The sequence below is a fragment of the Ectopseudomonas toyotomiensis genome (assembly GCF_900115695.1).
Classification (GTDB): domain Bacteria; phylum Pseudomonadota; class Gammaproteobacteria; order Pseudomonadales; family Pseudomonadaceae; genus Aquipseudomonas; species Aquipseudomonas toyotomiensis.
On record NZ_FOXK01000016.1, the window covers coordinates 20,972 to 38,344 of the forward strand.

The 17,373-nt window shown below is 62.9% G+C and carries 18 protein-coding genes; 7 read left to right on the forward strand and 11 right to left on the reverse strand.

Annotated features, from left to right (window positions below; translation table 11 throughout):
- Positions 1 to 7: 7 nt before the first annotated feature.
- The 3 genes from BM186_RS24450 to BM186_RS24460 are packed head-to-tail and all read right to left on the reverse strand — an operon-like array spanning position 8 to position 2,176.
- Positions 8 to 709 (reverse strand): glutamine amidotransferase, encoded by a 702-nt coding sequence (locus tag BM186_RS24450; protein ID WP_074918979.1) that lies wholly within the window; start codon positions 707 to 709, stop codon positions 8 to 10.
- A gap of 12 nt (positions 710 to 721) precedes the next feature.
- Positions 722 to 1,735 (reverse strand): homoserine dehydrogenase, encoded by a 1,014-nt coding sequence (locus BM186_RS24455; RefSeq protein WP_074918981.1) that lies wholly within the window; start codon positions 1,733 to 1,735, stop codon positions 722 to 724.
- Between the two features lie 18 nt (positions 1,736 to 1,753).
- Positions 1,754 to 2,176 carry a VOC family protein gene (locus tag BM186_RS24460; protein WP_059392517.1) on the reverse strand — a complete coding sequence of 141 codons (423 nt, stop codon included), beginning with the start codon at positions 2,174 to 2,176 and terminating at the stop codon, positions 1,754 to 1,756.
- Positions 2,177 to 2,279: 103 nt separating this feature from the next.
- Here BM186_RS24460 and BM186_RS24465 point away from each other — a divergent pair, with 103 nt between their 5' ends.
- Entirely contained in the window at positions 2,280 to 3,149 is an 870-nt protein-coding gene (locus BM186_RS24465; RefSeq protein WP_072423800.1) for a LysR family transcriptional regulator, read from the forward strand.
- Positions 3,150 to 3,274: 125 nt separating this feature from the next.
- Complete coding sequence (nfsB, locus tag BM186_RS24470; RefSeq protein WP_072423801.1) at positions 3,275 to 3,925, forward strand: oxygen-insensitive NAD(P)H nitroreductase; 651 nt, start codon at positions 3,275 to 3,277, stop codon at positions 3,923 to 3,925.
- A gap of 42 nt (positions 3,926 to 3,967) precedes the next feature.
- On the opposite strand, the gene BM186_RS24475 is transcribed toward nfsB, so the two are convergent.
- Positions 3,968 to 4,363, reverse strand: coding sequence for a RidA family protein (locus BM186_RS24475; protein WP_072423802.1), 396 nt, complete (start codon positions 4,361 to 4,363; stop codon positions 3,968 to 3,970).
- 140 nt (positions 4,364 to 4,503) lie between these two features.
- Here BM186_RS24475 and BM186_RS24480 point away from each other — a divergent pair, with 140 nt between their 5' ends.
- The 4 genes from BM186_RS24480 to BM186_RS24495 all read left to right on the forward strand — a co-directional run bounded on the left by BM186_RS24480 (position 4,504) and on the right by BM186_RS24495 (position 7,665).
- Positions 4,504 to 5,424, forward strand: a complete 921-nt coding sequence (locus BM186_RS24480; RefSeq protein ID WP_074918983.1) for a LysR family transcriptional regulator — start codon at positions 4,504 to 4,506, stop codon at positions 5,422 to 5,424.
- Positions 5,425 to 5,605: 181 nt separating this feature from the next.
- Entirely contained in the window at positions 5,606 to 6,196 is a 591-nt protein-coding gene (locus BM186_RS24485) for a TetR/AcrR family transcriptional regulator (RefSeq protein WP_074918985.1), read from the forward strand.
- A gap of 9 nt (positions 6,197 to 6,205) precedes the next feature.
- Positions 6,206 to 6,685 (forward strand): nuclear transport factor 2 family protein, encoded by a 480-nt coding sequence (locus BM186_RS24490; RefSeq protein WP_017362971.1) that lies wholly within the window; start codon positions 6,206 to 6,208, stop codon positions 6,683 to 6,685.
- Between the two features lie 68 nt (positions 6,686 to 6,753).
- Positions 6,754 to 7,665 carry a LysR family transcriptional regulator gene (locus tag BM186_RS24495; protein ID WP_072423805.1) on the forward strand — a complete coding sequence of 304 codons (912 nt, stop codon included), beginning with the start codon at positions 6,754 to 6,756 and terminating at the stop codon, positions 7,663 to 7,665.
- 7 nt (positions 7,666 to 7,672) lie between these two features.
- Here BM186_RS24495 and BM186_RS24500 read toward each other — a convergent pair whose 3' ends face one another.
- Positions 7,673 to 7,951, reverse strand: coding sequence for a peptidylprolyl isomerase (locus BM186_RS24500; RefSeq protein WP_017362973.1), 279 nt, complete (start codon positions 7,949 to 7,951; stop codon positions 7,673 to 7,675).
- Positions 7,952 to 8,099: 148 nt separating this feature from the next.
- On the opposite strand from BM186_RS24500, the gene BM186_RS24505 reads away from it, so the two are divergent.
- Positions 8,100 to 9,320 carry a PilT/PilU family type 4a pilus ATPase gene (locus BM186_RS24505; RefSeq protein ID WP_174892500.1) on the forward strand — a complete coding sequence of 407 codons (1,221 nt, stop codon included), beginning with the start codon at positions 8,100 to 8,102 and terminating at the stop codon, positions 9,318 to 9,320.
- 154 nt (positions 9,321 to 9,474) lie between these two features.
- Here the strand turns inward: BM186_RS24505 and BM186_RS24510 are convergent, their stop codons facing one another.
- The 6 genes from BM186_RS24510 to BM186_RS24535 all read right to left on the reverse strand — a co-directional run bounded on the left by BM186_RS24510 (position 9,475) and on the right by BM186_RS24535 (position 17,372).
- Positions 9,475 to 10,215, reverse strand: coding sequence for a substrate-binding periplasmic protein (locus BM186_RS24510; RefSeq protein ID WP_074918990.1), 741 nt, complete (start codon positions 10,213 to 10,215; stop codon positions 9,475 to 9,477).
- Between the two features lie 72 nt (positions 10,216 to 10,287).
- On the reverse strand, positions 10,288 to 11,241 hold the full coding sequence (locus BM186_RS24515; protein WP_074918992.1) for a GGDEF domain-containing protein: 954 nt from the start codon (positions 11,239 to 11,241) through the stop codon (positions 10,288 to 10,290).
- Positions 11,228 to 12,055 carry an alpha/beta fold hydrolase gene (locus tag BM186_RS24520; protein ID WP_074918994.1) on the reverse strand — a complete coding sequence of 276 codons (828 nt, stop codon included), beginning with the start codon at positions 12,053 to 12,055 and terminating at the stop codon, positions 11,228 to 11,230. The genes BM186_RS24515 and BM186_RS24520 overlap by 14 nt, the downstream gene beginning before the upstream one ends.
- A gap of 106 nt (positions 12,056 to 12,161) precedes the next feature.
- Positions 12,162 to 14,123 (reverse strand): acetoacetate--CoA ligase, encoded by a 1,962-nt coding sequence (locus tag BM186_RS24525; protein WP_074918996.1) that lies wholly within the window; start codon positions 14,121 to 14,123, stop codon positions 12,162 to 12,164.
- 219 nt (positions 14,124 to 14,342) lie between these two features.
- Positions 14,343 to 15,242 (reverse strand): hydroxymethylglutaryl-CoA lyase, encoded by a 900-nt coding sequence (locus BM186_RS24530; protein WP_072423811.1) that lies wholly within the window; start codon positions 15,240 to 15,242, stop codon positions 14,343 to 14,345.
- A 201-nt stretch (positions 15,243 to 15,443) separates the two neighbouring features.
- Positions 15,444 to 17,372 (reverse strand): acetyl/propionyl/methylcrotonyl-CoA carboxylase subunit alpha, encoded by a 1,929-nt coding sequence (locus BM186_RS24535; RefSeq protein WP_174892501.1) that lies wholly within the window; start codon positions 17,370 to 17,372, stop codon positions 15,444 to 15,446.
- Position 17,373 lies beyond the last annotated feature (1 nt).

The window sequence follows — 17,373 nt, forward strand, 5'->3', positions numbered from 1 at the left end:
GATGTGCTCAGTGCTTCAGCTTGGCCAGCCAATCGCCGAGCATCATGGCGCTCGCTTGCTCAAGGGCGCTGGCATGACGCTTGGCGTCGTGACGCAGGGCGACGGGATCGATGCCCGAGCCGGCCAGTTCGCTGGCATGGCCCAGCAGCCAATGCTCGAAGCGGTCGCCGCGCACTTCCGGGTGAAATTGCAGGCCCAGCACGTTCTGCCCGCGAGCGAAGGCCTGCTGGCGGCACAGCGGGGTCGAGGCGAGCAGGGTGCAGCCTTCCGGCAGGTCGAAGGTGTCGCCATGCCAATGCAGCACGGCGACGTCGCGCAGGGCGGCAAGTGGCTGATGGTCGGAGGCTGCCAGCTCCAGCGTCGACCAGCCGATTTCCTTGGCTGGCCCTGGGTAGACGGTGGAGCCCAATGCCGCAGCCATCAGCTGCGCACCGAGGCAGATGCCCAGCGTCGGCTTATCGGCTGCCAGCCGTGCGCGCAGTATTTCCAGTTCATCGGAGACGAGCGGGTAGCGGTCGTGGTCATAGACGCCGATAGGGCCGCCGAGCACCACCAGCAGGTCTGCTGCGAGCGGGTCGAGTTGACTGAGGTCACGTTCCGCAGCGTCGATGTACTCGATCTGGTAGCCGGCAGCGCGCAGCGGCGCCTCGAAGCTGCCGAGATCCTCGAAACCGACGTGGCGGATGGCTTGCAGGGTAAGTTGGGTCATGCGCAATGTCCGTCAATAAAGCAGGGGGGAGCGCCCCCTTGCTTGGAGAATGTGTTCAAGGTCCTTCAGCGCAGCGGCGGCGGTGGCGAGTGGTTCAGCGCCGCCGCCGATGGCGAGCGTCTCGCCCATGGCGTCGCTGTTGATGCGGATCGCCTTGTTCTTGCCACTTACCAGGGCAAAGGGGTCGGACAGTGCGTAGGTCTTGATACCGACGCTGGCGCGGATCGCGCCGTCCACGTAGGTGAGGCTGCCGACCAGCCGGGGCACCAGGCCCTGCGACTTCCAGGCGTCGATACGCTGCTCGGTGACCGAGTGGATGCCTTCGACTTCCAGGTCCGCCATCGTCAGCTTGGCGCCAAGGCCGAAGTTGGCCAGCAGCAGGAGTTTGCAGGCGGTGTCCCAGCCTTCGGTGTCGTTGCGCGTATCCGCTTCGGCGAAGCCACCGGCCTGGGCCTCACGCAGTGCCGCATCGAAACCAAGCCCTTGGGTGCGCATGGCATCGAGCAGGTAGTTGGTGGTGGCATTGAGAATGCCCTCGACGCTGAGCACCTTGCAGCCGGCCAGGCTGTGTTCGAGCAGGTCGAGCGTGGGCAGGGCGGCCGCGGCTGCACCACTGAGTTTCAGCAGTGCTCCGGAGGCGCGCGCTAGTTCGCGCAGACGCGGCCCGCTATGCACCAGTGCGCCCTTGGAGATGGCGATGCAGTCGCGCCCGGCGGACAGCGCCGCACAGAGGTAGTCCAGGCCCGGCCCGCCGTTGCGAAAATCACTGGGGCCGGCCTCGATCAGCACCTCAGCATCGCTCGCCGCGATGAAATCCGGCCCCGACAGACCGGGCTGCAGGGCGTCCAGCTGGTTGGCCTGCAGGCCATTGGCATCGGTCAGGCCGGCGCGTGAGCCACAGACGGCAACCAGCCGCACGTCCACGCCATAGACCTGGCGATAGCGGTCGCGACGTTGCAGCAGCAGGTTGGCCGTGGCGCGGCCGACACCGCCAAAACCGGCGATTGCAACCTTGAGCGTTTGCATGGGGCGTTCCTTTCGCTGTCAGCGGGCGAACAGGTTGTTGATGTCGGCGAAGGCCTTCATTTCGACGGCGTTGCCGCTCGGGTCCTTGAAGAACATCGTCGCCTGTTCGCCCGGCTCGCCCTTGAAGCGGATATAGGGCTTGATGATGAACTCGACACCGGCGGCGGTGAGTTTATCGGCAGCGACCTGCCAGTCATGCATCGGCAGGACGACGCCGAAGTGGCGCACCGGCACGCCGTGGCCATCGACCGCGTTGGCCGGTACTGCGCCTGCTTCGTCAGGCGCCAGGTGGGCGACGATCTGGTGCCCGTAGAAATTGAAGTCGATCCACTCTGACGAGCTGCGACCTTCGCTGCAACCGAGCAGATTGCCGTAGAAGTCGCGAGCGGCGGCCAGGTCGTCAACCGGAAAGGCCAGGTGGAACGGGCATAGTGCGGTCATCGGGGGTTCCCTCGTTGGTGAGTGGAATCATCGTATTCGGCGACAAGCCTCTTAAAAAACTATATGTTCTGATCATGAGCAAAACAGAATCTTATCAATCGCCATGATCATCGAGCTGCGCACGCTGATAGCGGTGGCGCGCTATGGCACCTTCAGCGCCGCTGGTGAGCGCATCGGCCTGACCCAGGCGGCCGTCAGTGGCCATATGCGCCGCCTGGAGGAAAGCCTGGGTTTCGCTCTGTTCGATCGCACCGGTCGCTCGGCCACGCTGAATGCTGCAGGGCTGCGGACGTTGGCGCGTGCCGAGGCGCTGGTCGCCGATTTCGATGCCTTGGGCGAGCCGACTCAGGACGAGGAGTGGGCCAAACCGCTGGAGATCGGCGCGATCGCCTCGGTGCATGCGACCATCCTCACGCGCGCGCTGGTGCCGTTCCGTCAGCGCTTTGCCAACTGCCGGGTGAATCTGTCGCCTGGCGTTTCACTGCAGTTGATGGACCGAGTCGAAGCGGGAGAACTCGATCTGGCGATCCTCATTCGTCCGGCGTTCGAACCGCCGCGCGAACTGGAGTGGACGCCACTGGCATGCGAGAGCTACGTGCTGCTTGCGGCCAGCAACGTGGCGGGCGATGACTGGCTGGCGCTGATTCGCGAGCAGCCCTTTATCCGCTATAGCCGCTCCTCCTTCGGTGGTCGCCAGGTGGAGCGCTTTCTACGCGACCACTCTTTAACGTTGCAGGAGTGGATCGAGGTCGACGATATCCAGGCGATGCTGTCGATGGTCGAGAGCGGCCTTGGCGTGGCCGTGGTGCCGTTGACGGAAACCATCCTGCCGCTGCCGGTGAGCGTTCGCGTCATCGCGCTCGGCCCGACGGCAATTCATCGCGAGATCGGCGCGCTATATCCCAAGGTCAGCCGTTCGGCGGCCGTGGCGGGTTTTATCGAGTGTTTGCAGAGCGCTGGCGTGGCTCGCTAGAGGGCTGATGCCAGCATTTTCATCTTTGCTTTGAAACTCCTAGCGGCTTTGCCTGCTTTTTTCATACACAGGCATGCTGCAGACTGGCGTCCATTTCGCGTCATCTACCGATCAGGAGAGTGTTCATGAGCCCCGTTTCTTTCGCGCGTCAGCGTTACACCACCAAGGCTTACGATGCCAGCCGCCAGGTGGATCAGGCGATCATCGACGAGCTGCTGGAGTTGCTGCGCCTGTCGCCGTCTTCGGTCAACTCGCAGCCCTGGCACTTCGTCGTAGCGAGCACTGCAGAAGGCAAGGCGCGCCTGGCCAAGGGCGCTCAGGGTGGCTTCGCCTATAACCAGTCGAAGATTTTGAATGCTTCGCACGTGATCCTGATCTGCGCCCGCCGTGACCTCGACGATGCTTACCTGGCCGATGTGCTGCAGCAGGAAGCCGCCGATGGCCGTTTCCGCGATGACGCGGCGCGCACCACTCAACACAACACCCGCAGCAGCTATGTCGAATTGCACCGTGGCCTTGGCGACATCCCGCACTGGGCGGAGAAACAGGCCTATCTGGCGCTGGGCACCTTGCTTCTGGGCGCAGCCGCCAAAGGCGTGGATGCCACGCCGATGGAGGGCATCGACCGCGAGGCGCTGGATGAGGAGCTGGGGCTGGCCGCTCAGGGGCTGAGCAGCATGGTCGCGGTAGCGCTGGGGTATCACAGCGACAGCGATTTCAATGCGGAGCTGCCGAAGTCGCGTCTGCCAGCCGAGCGCGTCTTCACTCACCTCTGAACCTCATGCCGCGCCCCTCGTCTGCAGGGGCGCAACCGCTGCTCATTCCGGCAGCTTGGCGATCACCTTGATCTCGAAGTCGAAGCCAGACAGCCAGGTGACACCGATAGCGGTCACCGTCGGGTAGGGTGCTTCGCCCCAATAATCGGCAGCCACTTCCCAGATGGTTTCGAATTCGGCGTGCGGGTTGACCATGAAAATAGTGGTGTCGACCACGTCTTCGAAGCTGCTGCCAGCCTCCGCGAGGATCGCATTGAGGTTGGTGAAGGCCAGGCGCACCTGTTCCTTCAGATCAGGCTCGGGCGAGCCGTCCTTGCGGCTGCCGACCTGGCCGGATACGAACAGAAAACCGTTGGAACGAATCGCTGGCGAATAGCGATGAAGTTCGTACAGGTCATGGCGGTCGGCCGGGAAAACCACATCACGTTTGCTGCTCATTGTTGCCTCCATCTGGGCCACTACGGCCCGCTGTTAACGATGGAATCACTTTAAAAACACGGTCGGGCTGGATAAACGAGCAACTCTGGTCATGACTGTTTGTAGAATCCAAACAATCATGAGCTTAAGAGAGACGTGAAATGGATCGTTTCGATGCGATGCAGGCCTTCGCCCGTGTGGTGGAAACCGGCAGTTTCACCAAGGCAGCCGCCACCCTGCACATGAGCAAGACCAGCGTGACCCAGCTCGTGCAGCAGCTGGAGGCACGGCTGCGCGTGCGCCTGCTCAACCGCACCACGCGCAAGGTCAACGTCACCGCTGACGGGGCGGCCTACTACGAGCGTGTGGTGCGTCTGCTGGCGGATATCGACGATGCCGAGACCAGCCTGTCCAGCGCGTCGATGGCGCCACGCGGCCGCCTGCGCGTGGACGTGCCCAGCCCCTTCGCACGCATGCTGCTGATTCCGGCCTTGCCGGCTTTCTATGCGCGCTATCCGGAAATCCAGCTGACCATGGGCGTGAGCGACCGTCTCATCGACATCATCGGTGAGAACGTCGACTGCGTGGTGCGCGGCGGTGAGATCACCGATCAATCGCTGATCGCGCGGCATGTCGGTGATCTGCAACTCGGCATATATGCGACGCCGGGTTATCTGCGACGCGCCGGCACGCCGATGCATCCGCGCGAGCTGGAGGCGGCTGGTCATCACACCGTGGGTTTTCTCTGGTCGCGCACCGGCAAGGCCTTGCCCTATGCGATGCAGCGGGGTGAAGAACGCATCGAGGCCCATGGCCGCCCGCTGCTGACGGTCGACGATGGCAACGCCTATCTGGCTGCGGGGCTGGCGGGCCTGGGCATGCTCTGGCTGCCGCATTACATGGCCAAACCACACCTGGCTAGCGGTGAACTGGTGCGTCTGTTCGAGGATTGGCAGATGAAACCGATGCCGATGTACCTGGCTTTCCCGCCGAACCGCCATGTCAGCGCCAAGCTGCGGGTATTCATCGACTGGGTGGTGGCGCTGATGGCCGAGCATGCGCCAGTGTTGCCGCGGCATTGAGTCATAGCCCTGTGACTGGATCCACCCCTGGAACCGGCGCGGTCGGCATCGGACCAGGTGTCGCGGATCTCAGCAGAAGCCTGGTCGAGATGCCGTTGATCCTGTGTTTCGAGAATTGAGTTGACTCTAGAGAATGATCGTTCTACATTGTGGAGAACGATCATTCTCTATGGTTTGAACCATGCTCGAAGACGCCTCTCTACAGAACCGTTTGCTGCAAGCCACCGAAAGCCTGGTTTATGCCGGCGGTATCAACGCCACCGGCATGGACGCCATCGTCAAGGCCTCGGGTGTAGCGCGCAAAAGCATCTATCGCCTCTATCCGACCAAGGAAGCGCTGATCGCTGCCGCGTTGCGCGCGCGTGATGAGCGCTGGATGCAATGGTTCATCGCCGGCACTTCTGCGGGATCGCCGAGCGAGCGGCTACTGGCCGTGTTCCCACTGCTGCGCAGTTGGTTCTCCGCACCTGACTTCCATGGCTGTGCCTTCATCAATGCGGCGGGGGAGGTTGGTGATCCCGACAGCGAGATCCGCGCCGTCGCGTTGCTGCACAAACAACGTCTGTTGGCGTATCTGAACGAACTGACCACGGCCTGCGGCTTTGCCGATCCCGAGGAAATGGCCAGGCAGTTTCTCCTGCTGATCGATGGCGCAACGGCCGTCGCCATGGTCACCGGCCAGGTCGACGCGGCCGACACTGCTGGTCGCACTGCGCAACGACTCCTGCAAACCCTGTCGCCCAGCAATGGGCTCAATCCCCCGCAAGTCTGAGGTGCCGTCATGTCGTCAAATACTGAAGTTCGTCCTCCGTTGCCGCCGTTCACTCGCGAGAGCGCCATCGAGAAAGTGCGCCTGGCCGAGGATGGCTGGAACAGCCGCGATGCAGCCAAGGTCGCGCTGGCCTACAGCCTAGATACGCGCTGGCGTAACCGCGCCGAGTTCGCCAATGGTCGCGATCAGGCGCGTGCATTTCTCGAGCGCAAGTGGGCCAAGGAGCTGGAGTACCGCCTGATCAAGGAACTCTGGGCGTTCACCGACAACCGCATCGCGGTGCGTTACGCCTATGAGTGGCGCGACGACTCGGGTAACTGGTTTCGCTCCTACGGCAATGAAAACTGGGAGTTCGGTGCAGACGGCCTGATGATCAATCGTTATGCCTGTATCAATGACTTGCCGATCCTGGAGTCCGAGCGCAAGTTCCGCTGGCCTCAGGGGCGTCGTCCTGACGATCATCCAGGGCTCTCCGAACTGGGGCTCTGATCGGGTTATGTGGGCACGGGAGTTGCTGCTTTAATGCGCCAATAAACCTGTGCCCCGAGGCCCCCTGGATGAATCGCAACGACCTGCGCCGCGTCGACCTGAATCTGCTGGTGATCTTCGAAACCCTGATGTTCGAGAAGAACCTGACCCGTGCCGCCGAGAAACTCTTTCTCGGCCAGCCGGCAGTCAGTGCGGCGCTGGCCCGGCTGCGTGATCTGTTCGACGATCCGCTGCTGGTGCGTAATGGTCGTGGTTTTGAACCGACGGCGCGAGCGCTGGCGATTCTCAAGGAGCTGCAGCCGGCCATGGACACCATTTCGGGTGCAGTCAGTCGTGCTCGCGAGTTCAACCCGGCCAGCAACCGCGACACCTTCCGCATCGGTCTGTCCGATGATGCCGAGTTCGGCCTGTTCCCGGCCTTGCTCAAGCAGATTCGCGAAGAGGCGCCGGAGGTAGTGATCGTGGTGCGGCGGGTCAACTTCCTGTTGATGTCATCGATGTTGGCCTCGGGGGAAATTTCCGTCGGCGTCAGCTACACCACCGAGCTGCCGGCCAACGCCAAGCGGCGCAAGCTGCGCGAGATGAAGGTCAAGGTGCTGCGCGGCGATGACCGCCCTGGCGCGCTGACGCTGGACGAGTACTGCTCGCGTCCGCATGCGCTGGTGTCGTTCTCGGGGGATCTGTGCGGCAACATCGACAACGACCTGGCGCGTCTGGATCGCTCGCGTCGCGTGGTGCTGGCGGTGCCGCAGTTCAGTGGCTTGCGCTCGATCATCGCTGGTACGGAAATGCTCGCCACGGTACCGGATTTCGCCGCGGCAGCATTGATCGAAGGGACCCGCCTGCGTGCCGATGACCCGCCATTCGAGCTGGTCAATTCGGATCTGTCGATGGTCTGGAGCGGGGTGACCGACAACGACCCTGCCGAGCGTTGGCTCAGAAGCAAGATCATCGAGTTCATGAGTGAGCCAGGCGCCTGAGCAGGGCTCAGTCGCGATAGAACACCTGGATCAGGTGATAGCCGAACTGGGTTTTCACCGGGCCGTGTACTTCACGCAGCGCCTTCTTGAAGATCACCTGATCCACCGCACGCACCATCTGCCCGGGCCTTACTTCACCGAGGTCGCCACCTTTCTTGCCGGAGGGGCAGGTGGAGTGCTTGCGTGCCAGCACATCGAAGGCTTCGCCGGCGGCAATGCGCTTCTTCAGCGCGGCGGCTTCCGCTTCGGTCTTGACCAGTATGTGGCGGGCCATTGCCTTTGCCATTGATGGGTTCCTCAAATCTGTCAGGGCGCTATTGTGCCAGCATTCATTGCGCCAGCAGAATGGCGTCAATTTTATTGGTTGTGTGTTGTCCGCGGCGCGGATGAATCATGGCCTATGGTATTTCAATCGCGCTCACGGAAACGCCGCCATGGATCTCCAAGCAATGCTGAAAATCCTGTCCACTCAGGATGGTTCCGATCTCTATCTGTCTACCGGCGCGCCGCCCTGCGCGAAGTTCAATGGCGTGCTCAAGGCGCTGAGCCAGGAGCCGATGAAGGCGGGCGATGTGGCGGCCATTGCCGATTCGATCATGGACAGTGCCCAGCGTGAGGAATTCGAGCGCGAACTGGAGATGAACCTGGCGATATCGTTGGCCGGTGTGGGGCGTTTTCGCATCAATATCTTCAAGCAGCGCAACGAGGTGTCCATCGTCGCGCGCAACATCAAGCTGGATATTCCGCGCTTCGAAGACCTCAAACTGCCCGAAGTGCTGCTCGGCACGGTGATGGAAAAACGCGGCCTGGTGCTGTTCGTCGGCGGTACCGGCTCGGGCAAGTCGACTTCCCTGGCGGCGCTGATCGACTACCGCAACCGCAACAGCGGCGGCCATATCATCACCATCGAAGACCCGGTGGAGTACGTGCACCGGCACAAGAAATCGATCATCAACCAGCGTGAGGTGGGCGTGGACACCCGCAGCTTCCATGCCGCGCTGAAGAACACCCTGCGCCAGGCACCGGACGTGATTCTGATCGGCGAGATCCGCGACCGCGAGACGATGGAGCATGCCCTGGCCTTCGCTGATACCGGGCACCTGGCGATTTCCACGTTGCATGCCAACAACGCCAACCAGGCGCTGGATCGCATCATCAACTTCTTCCCCGAGGATCGCCGCCCGCAACTGCTAAACGACCTGGGCAACAACCTCAAGGCATTCGTTTCGCAGCGTCTGGTCAAGACCGTCGACGGCAAGCGCCGCGCCGCGGTGGAGGTGATGCTGGGTACGCCGACGGTGCGCGATCTGATCAAGCGCAACGAGTTTTCCGAGCTCAAGGAAATCATGGAGAAATCCAAGAACCTCGGCATGCAGACCTTCGATCAGGCGCTGATCGACCTGGTGCACGAAGGTGCGATCGACGAAGAGGAGGCGGTGAAGAACGCCGACTCGGCGAACAACGTGCGCCTGAAGCTCAAGCTCCATCGCGACAATCCGGCCAATGCCAAGCCTGCACCCGCCGCCGCTGCGCCGGTGGTAGCGCCGGCTCCTGCACCGAAAGCCGCTGCCGCAGTTGACTGGGGGCTGGAGCTGAAACTGGAGGATATCGAGCAGGAGCAACCGCCGGAAGACCCGGGGCGGCAGGGGATTTAGGGTCTGTACGAAAAGTTGCCGAGCGAAGGTCAGGCAATACCGATGGCGGCCCCGCAAAAACAGGCGAAGAAGCGCAGTTTACGTGCTGTAAATGAGCATTCTGAGCCTGTTTTTAACGCAGCATCACCGAGCGCAGGCATTTTTCGTACAGAGCCTAGGGGTCGGGCTGCAGCGGCAGATAGGCCTGACGCAGTCGCTGACTGACACCCTCCTGTTCCAGTTCGCTGATGGCGGCGCGCAGCTGTGCGACCAGATCCCCGTCGCAGTCCTTCGAGCAGCCCAGATACAGGCCGGTACTGGCCAGGGTCGGGCTCCTGCGCAGATTCTGCTCGCGATAGGCCGAGCTTTCCCAGATGTACAGCGCCTCCGGCACCCCGGTGAACCAGGCGTCGATACGTCCAAGGCTGAGCAGATGAGTCGGGTTTTCGCCCAGCTTGAGTTGCACGATCTGCTCGTCGCTGAAGCCTTCACGCTGCAGGATGCCCACTTGCGCCGTGCCCAGGCCGACACCTATGCGGCGATAGCGCTCTCGGGCCTGGGCGAAGTTCTCGACGGGTTCGTCGAGGCTGAAGAAGGCGCGCTCCAGCTCCATGATCGAGGCAATCCAGGTATATAGCTCCTCGCGCTCGGGCGTGCGCGACAGGGGAATGATCAGCATGTTCCTGCCCCTGGATACGCTGATCTGGGCTCTTGGCCAGGGTTCGGCGACGATGTCGGTAAGTTTGCCGATCCTGGCCAGCGCGGCCAGCACCACGTCACCTGCCATGCCGTGGCCGCCCTCGTAATGATGCAACGTCAGGGGTGGTGCGTCCGGCATGTACAGCTTGACTGGCTCATCGGCCGTTGCAGCTCCAGCAATGAGCAGGGCAACGAGCAGGCAGAGGGGGGTGGGCACTGGGAGCTTTCCGCTGTCACTGTGGCAGAAGTATAGAGGGCATTTGGGCGGCGGGCGTTCTGGCGCACGCAGCTACTCGTGCCGAATGCTGCGGTTCCTGCCCTGTGCTTTCGCGGTGTAGAGGGCCTTGTCGGCTGCCGCGAGCAGGCGCTCCAGGTAGCGTTCGCAGGGTTTCAGGCTGGCGATGCCGATGCTTACCGTGACCGCTTCGCTGGCGACCTCAAGCGCCTTGATCTGATCATGCACGCGCTCGGCGATGTCGCTGGCTTCAGCGAGATCGGCGTTGGGCAGCCATATCGCGAACTCTTCGCCGCCGTAGCGCACCACGCTGTCGCCACTGCGTACGCTGGCCAGAAGACGTTGCGCCATATCCACCAGAACGCGATCGCCCTCGGCGTGGCCGAAGCGATCATTGATCTGTTTGAAGTGGTCGATATCGATCAGAAGGAGGCTGCCGCAAGCCATGTCGCTGACGCTGCCGAGCCACTGCTCGACGTGCACTGACAGCGCCCTGCGATTACTCAACGCAGTGAGAGGGTCGGTATGGCTCAGTTGTGCAAGCTGCTCGGCTTCACTCTGAATTTCCACCGCGTAGTTGGCCATCTGGGCGTAGGCGCTCTGCAGCGCCAGGTTGGCCTTGGCCAGTTGTGCTGCGCTTTCCTGCGCCTGTTCGCGAGCCTTGAGCAGCTCTGCTTCGAAACGTTGGCGATCCTTGGCGACGAAGAACAGCCAGATGACCTCCGGTACGCCATCGACTTCGCTGATGCGTGCGTTGGCCATGACGGGTATTGCCTGGCCATTTTCTGATTGCAGTTGCAGGTAAAGCTCACTGAACTCGCCGTTGCGCAGCAACAGGGGCCAGGCGTGGGTTTGCAGGAAGATGCGACTGGCCGGTGGAAAGAACTGGTCCATGCCTTCGGTCGCGCCCGCACCTGCCAGGCGCTTGAAATCGCAATTGGAGTGCTTGATTCGGCCGTTGCAGTCAGTGACCAGTACCGGGCCGGGTAGGCGATCAAGATAGAGCACGTGCGCGTGCTCCCTGCAGGTAGCGATGCATGGCGGCGCTCACCAGTTCAGGATGGCTCATGTGCGCGCAATGGCCGCTGACGTCCAGCGTTTCCAGGGTGCTGCCCGCGAGTGCGCTATGCAGATAGTCGGCAACTGATGTCGGAACCAGTGCATCACGCTGGTGGTGCAGGATCAGGCTGGGCGACGGGCACGACTCTAGCGCCGGGCGGATATCGGAGAAGAAGGTGGCTTGAGCGAAGGCATGGGCCATGATTGGGTCGGTCGAGCAGAAGCTGTCGGAGAGCTGCCGGGTGACTGCGGGAGTCTCGTCGGCCGATACCAGTGGTGCGAACTGCTGGGCCCAGCCCAGATAGTTATGGGCCATCAGCTCCAGCAGTCCCTCCAGGTCACTGCGTTCGAACCCACCGCGATAGTCGGGCGGATCGTTGAGAAAACAGGGGGAGGGGCCGAGAAGAATCAGCCGGGAGAACAGCTCGGGCCGCCTGATGACAGCAAGAATGCCGACGCTGCAACTGATCGAGTGGCCAACGAAGGTCAGATCACCCGAGAGTTCAAGGGCGTCGCACACTTCCAGAAGGTCTTCTACGTATCCCTCCAGCTGGGCATAGCGGGCAGGGTGGAAGGCGTTGGCATCGGAGCGCCCGCTGCCGACATAGTCGAACAGCACCTGGTGCCAATGCTCGGTGAAGGCCGGCGTGACCTTGCTCCACATCTCCTGATTGCAACCGAAGCCGTGGCCATAGATGAGCGTTGGAGCATCGGCCGTTTTCGCTTTCAAGCGTTGAACGTTGTTGCGCTGGATGATGTTCATGCCGCCACCTTGCCATTTGCCGAGTTGGCCTTGGCCGGGACTCAGCTGCTGTGAAGACGAAAAAATGGCGCCAGTATAGTGATTTTTTCTGACTGGTGGCTTATGGCTACAACTCGTCTCGCAGCTCTGCCAGGCTGCGATACAGCTCCAGCGCTTGTGGGTTTGCCAAGGCATCGGTGTTCTTCACCGGGCGGCCGTGGACGACGTTGCGTACTGCTAGCTCGACGATCTTGCCGCTGAGGGTGCGCGGGATATCGGCGACCTGGATGATTTTCGCCGGCACGTGTCGCGGCGTGGTGTTGGTGCGGATCACTCGGCGAACCTCTTCGCGCAGGTTGTCGTCCAGCCTCACGCCATCACGCAGACGCACGAACAGCACCACGCGCACATCGCCCTGCCAATCCTGGCCAATGACGATGGACTCCAGCACCTGCGGCACCTTTTCCACCTGGCGATAGATCTCTGCGGTGCCGATGCGTACGCCGCCCGGGTTGAGCACGGCGTCGGAGCGGCCGTGGATGACCAGGCCGCCATGAGCGGTTTCCTCGGCATAATCGCCGTGGGCCCAGACGCCGGGGAACGTGGCGAAATAGGCAGCGCGGAATTTCTCGCCGTCTGCGTCGTTCCAGAAGCCCACCGGTATTGAAGGAAAGTGTCTGGCGCAGACCAGTTCACCTTTTTCCCCTGTCACCGCCTGGCCATTGTCGTTCCACACCTGCACATCCATACCCAGGCCCTTGCACTGCAGTTCACCGCGCCAGACTGGCAGAGTCGGGTTGCCCAGGGCGAAGCAGGAGACGATGTCGGTGCCGCCGGAAATCGACGACAGGCACAGGTCACGTTTCACGTCGCGGTAGATGTACTCGAAGCTCTCGTGGGCCAGTGGCGAGCCAGTGGAAAGAATGGCCTTGAGGCTGCTCAGCTTATGGCTTTCACGAGGTATGACGCCGGCTTTCTCCAGTGCGGCGATGAATTTGGCGCTGGTGCCGAAGATGGAGATGTCCTCGGCGTCGATCAGATCGATCAGGCGGGTAGGTTCGGGATGGAAGGGCGAGCCGTCGTAGAGCACCAGCGTGGCGCCCAGGGCCAGGCCGGAAATCAGCCAGTTCCACATCATCCAGCCGCAGGTTGTGTAGTAGAACAGGGTGTCGTCGGGCCCGAGGTCGGTATGCAGGCCCAGCTCCTTGACGTGTTGCAGCAGGGTGCCGCCGACGCCGTGGACGATGCACTTGGGCACGCCGGTGGTGCCGCTGGAGTAGAGGATATACAGCGGTTGGTCGAAGGGCACTGGCGTGAACTGCGGCGCGCCGCCGGGTTGGTAGAAATCCTGCCAGAGGGTCGTCAGTGCAACTGACTTGTAATCAGTAGGGCTGGCCTCGTCGCGTGAGTAGGGCACGATAACCAGCCGTTCCAGGCTGGGCAGTTGCGGGAGGATTTCGTTCAGCTTGTCGGTCAGGTCGATTCGCTTGCCGGCATAGCGATAACCAGCAGCGGCGATCAGCACCTTGGGTTCGATCTGGCCGAAACGATCAATGACCCCCTGGGTGCCGAAATCCGGCGAGCAGCTCGACCAGGTGGCGCCGAGGCTGGCGCTGGCGAGCATGCCCACCACGGTCTGCCAGGTGTTGGGCATGAATGCAGCCACCCGATCACCGGTGCCCACGCTCGCGTTCTGCAGGGCGCGTTGCAGCCCGGCGACATGGGCAGCCAGTTGCGCATGGCTGAGCTGTTCGCGACTGCCATCTTCGCCGATGGCCACCAGTGCTGGATGACCGTCACGGCGGCGCAGCAGATGCTCGGCGAAATTCAGGGTGGCACCGGGAAACCACTGTGCGTCGGGCATTGCCGGGCCTTCGCGTAGTACACGTTCGGCGGGCGCGTGGAAGTGGATCTGGAAGAAATCGACGATGGCCTGCCAGAAGGCTTCGCGCTGCTCGACGCTCCAGGCATGCAGGGCAGGGTAGTCGGCCAGGTGCAGGGCATGGCGGTCGTTGATGAAACGGCGGAAGGCATCCATTCGGCTGGCGGCGATACGCTCGGCGGATGGCGTCCACAGAGGTTGCTGCATGGTCAGTCCTCGTCGTTCTTGTCCCTGGGCTTCAGCTTAGTGCGTTCGGGGCATTTGACCTTTAACTCAGACGACCTTTGCTGCTATCGCACCGACTTTCTCCGGTTCCGAAACTCTGGACAAAACGACGGGGCGATACGCTGCAGCCCCTTGTAGGAGCAGCTTTAGCCGCGAAAATCGCGGATGAATCCGCTCCTGCAGTGCGGAAGGCGATGACATCTATCGGCTCAGGCGAGCACGCGCGACCCGCGAGCCGTTGGCCTTGCCCAGCACGTTGCAGATGCGTTGTCCTGCAGCGATCAGTTTGTCGATCTCCACGCCAGTCTCGATGCCCAGGCCCTGCAGCAGGTAGAGCACGTCTTCGGTGGCGACGTTGCCGGTGGCGCCCTTGGCGTAGGGACAGCCGCCCAGGCCGGCCACCGAGCTGTCGAACACATTGATGCCTTCGAGCAGGCTGGCGTAGATGTTGGCCAGGGCCTGGCCATAGGTGTCGTGGAAATGCCCGGCGAGCCTGTCGCGCGGGATGTCGCGGCCGACCACCTCGAGCATCGAGCGCGTCTTGCCAGCGGTGCCGGTGCCGATGGTATCGCCCAGCGACACCTCGTAGCAGCCCATGGCGTAAAGCTCGCGGGCGACGCTGGCGACCTGCTCGGGCGCGATTTCGCCATCGTAGGGGCAGCCCAGTACGCAGGAAACGTAGCCGCGTACGCGCACGTCCGCCGCCTTCGCCGCCTCCATCAGCGGTACGAAGCGCTGCAGGCTGTCGGCGATGGAGCAGTTGATGTTCTTCTGTGAGAAGGCCTCGCTGGCGGCGGCGAACACCGCCACTTCCTCGACTTTTGCCTCCAGCGCGGCTTCGAGGCCTTTCAGATTGGGGGTAAGAGCGGCGTAGGTGACGCCCGGCTGGCGCTGAATGCCGGCGAACACCTCAGCAGAGCCCGCCATCTGCGGCACCCATTTGGGCGAGACGAAGCTACCTACCTCGATATAGCTCAGACCGGCTGCTGTCAGATCGTCCACCAGGCGTACCTTGTCGGCGACGCTGATCGGTTGCTTCTCGTTCTGCAGGCCGTCGCGCGGGCCGACTTCGACCAGGCGTACGGATTTGGGCAAGCTCATCAGGGTGTCCTCACGGGTGTTGCGGATGCCGTAGGGTGCGCTGTGCGCACCGTCTGCGGCAAGACGTGGTAGAGCGAGTTGAATCGGTGGGCTGAAGCCCACCCTAAGCGACTGTGTATATCAGTTGCGTAGGGTGGACATCGCTTTTCATGTCCACCTTGTCCAAGGCGCATGCGGTAGGTCGGTGAAGCGTGATCCTCCCTAGGGGGCGAGCTCCACCAGCACGGCGCCTTCGCTGACCATTTCGCCTTCGCGGCAGTAAAGCGCCTTGACCGTCCCGGCTCCCGGCGCACGAATGCTGTGCTCCATCTTCATCGCCTCCAGTACCACCAGGGCTGCTCCGGCTTCGACTGCCTGGCCGGGTTCGACCAGCACACGGACGATGCTGCCGTTCATTGGCGCGCTCAAGCCACCATGCTGGGCGTGGCTGGCTTCGGCGGCCGCGATGGGGTCGAAGCGTGTGATCGCGTGCAGTTCACCGTCCCATTGCAGGTAGAGGGTTTCGCCACGGCGAATGGCGCGTAGACGCTGGCGCGTGCCGTCGATCTCCGCCAGCAGCGCTTCGCCCTGCAAGCACGCCCGGTTGCTCGCGCGCACCTTGCGGCTCTGGCCCTGGCTGCTCAGGTGCAGCTCGATTTCCGCTTTGCTGCCGGCGCGCCAGCCACTGCGGGTGGCCCAGGGCGAATGCGGGTCGTCGTTGCGTTGCAGCGGCGCCTCGCTCTGTACCCAGGCATCGGCTGCCAGTTGCCAGAACGCCTCCGGTAACTCCCCCGGAGCGGGCAGCAACTGCTGCTGATGGCGCGGGATAAAACCCGTATCCAGCTCGCATGCGGCGAAAGCCGGATGGGCGAGGATGCGACGCAGGAACGCCAGGTTGGTCTTCACGCCGCCGACCAGGGTATCGCCGAGCATGGCCAACAGGCGCAGGCGCGCCTGCTCGCGGTTCTCGCCCCAGGCGATCAGCTTGCCCAGCATCGGGTCGTAGAAGGGTGAGACGCTGTCGCTCTCGGCCACGCCGCTGTCGACGCGCCGGCCGTCACCGTTGGCGGCTTCGCGGTACAGCGCCAGGGTGCCGGTGGCGGGGAGAAAATCGTGATCCGGGTCTTCGGCGTACAACCGCACCTCGATCGCATGGCCGTTGAGCGGCACCTGCTGTTGGGTGATCGGCAGCGGTTCGCCGCGAGCGACGCGAATCTGCCAGGCCACCAGGTCGAGCCCGGTGATGGCTTCGGTGACCGGATGCTCGACCTGCAGGCGGGTGTTCATCTCCATGAAGAAGAAGTCGCCACGCTCGTCGAGCAGAAATTCCACCGTGCCGGCGCCGACGTAGCCGATGGCCTGCGCCGCCTTGACCGCAGCTTCGCCCATGGCGCGGCGCAGCTCGGGGCTCAGGCCAGGCGCCGGCGCCTCCTCGACCACCTTCTGGTGGCGGCGCTGGATCGAGCAGTCGCGCTCGTTGAGGTACAGGCAGTTGCCATGCTGGTCGGCGAACACCTGGATCTCCACATGGCGCGGCTTGAGCACGTATTTTTCCACCAGCATGCGCGAGTCGCCGAACGCCGACTGCGCTTCGCGCTGCGCGGATTCCAGCGTCTCGGCGAGCTGCGCCTCCGACTCGGCCACCTTCATGCCCTTGCCACCGCCGCCGGCAGCGGCCTTGAGCAGCACTGGGTAGCCGATGCGTTTGGCGGCCTCGCGGAAGTTGTCGATATCCTGCTTCTCACCGTGGTAGCCCGGCACCAGCGGCACGCCGGCGGCCTCCATCAGCGATTTGGCCGCCGACTTGCTGCCCATGGCTTCGATGGCAGAGGCGGGGGGGCCGAGGAAGATCAATCCGGCTTGTTCGATAGAACGGGCGAAGCCGGCGTTCTCCGAGAGAAAACCGTAGCCGGGGTGAATGGCCTGCGCGCCGCTGGCCTTGGCGGCGGCGATGATCTTGTCGATCAGCAGGTAGCTTTCGCCAGGCTTGGCGCCGCCGAGATTCACCGCCAGGTCGGCTTCGCGCACATGCCGTGCGCTGGTATCGATAGCGCTGTGTACGGCCACGCTGCGAATGCCCATGGCCTTGGCCGTGCGCATCACGCGGCAGGCGATTTCGCCACGGTTGGCGACCAGCAGGGTGTCGATCATG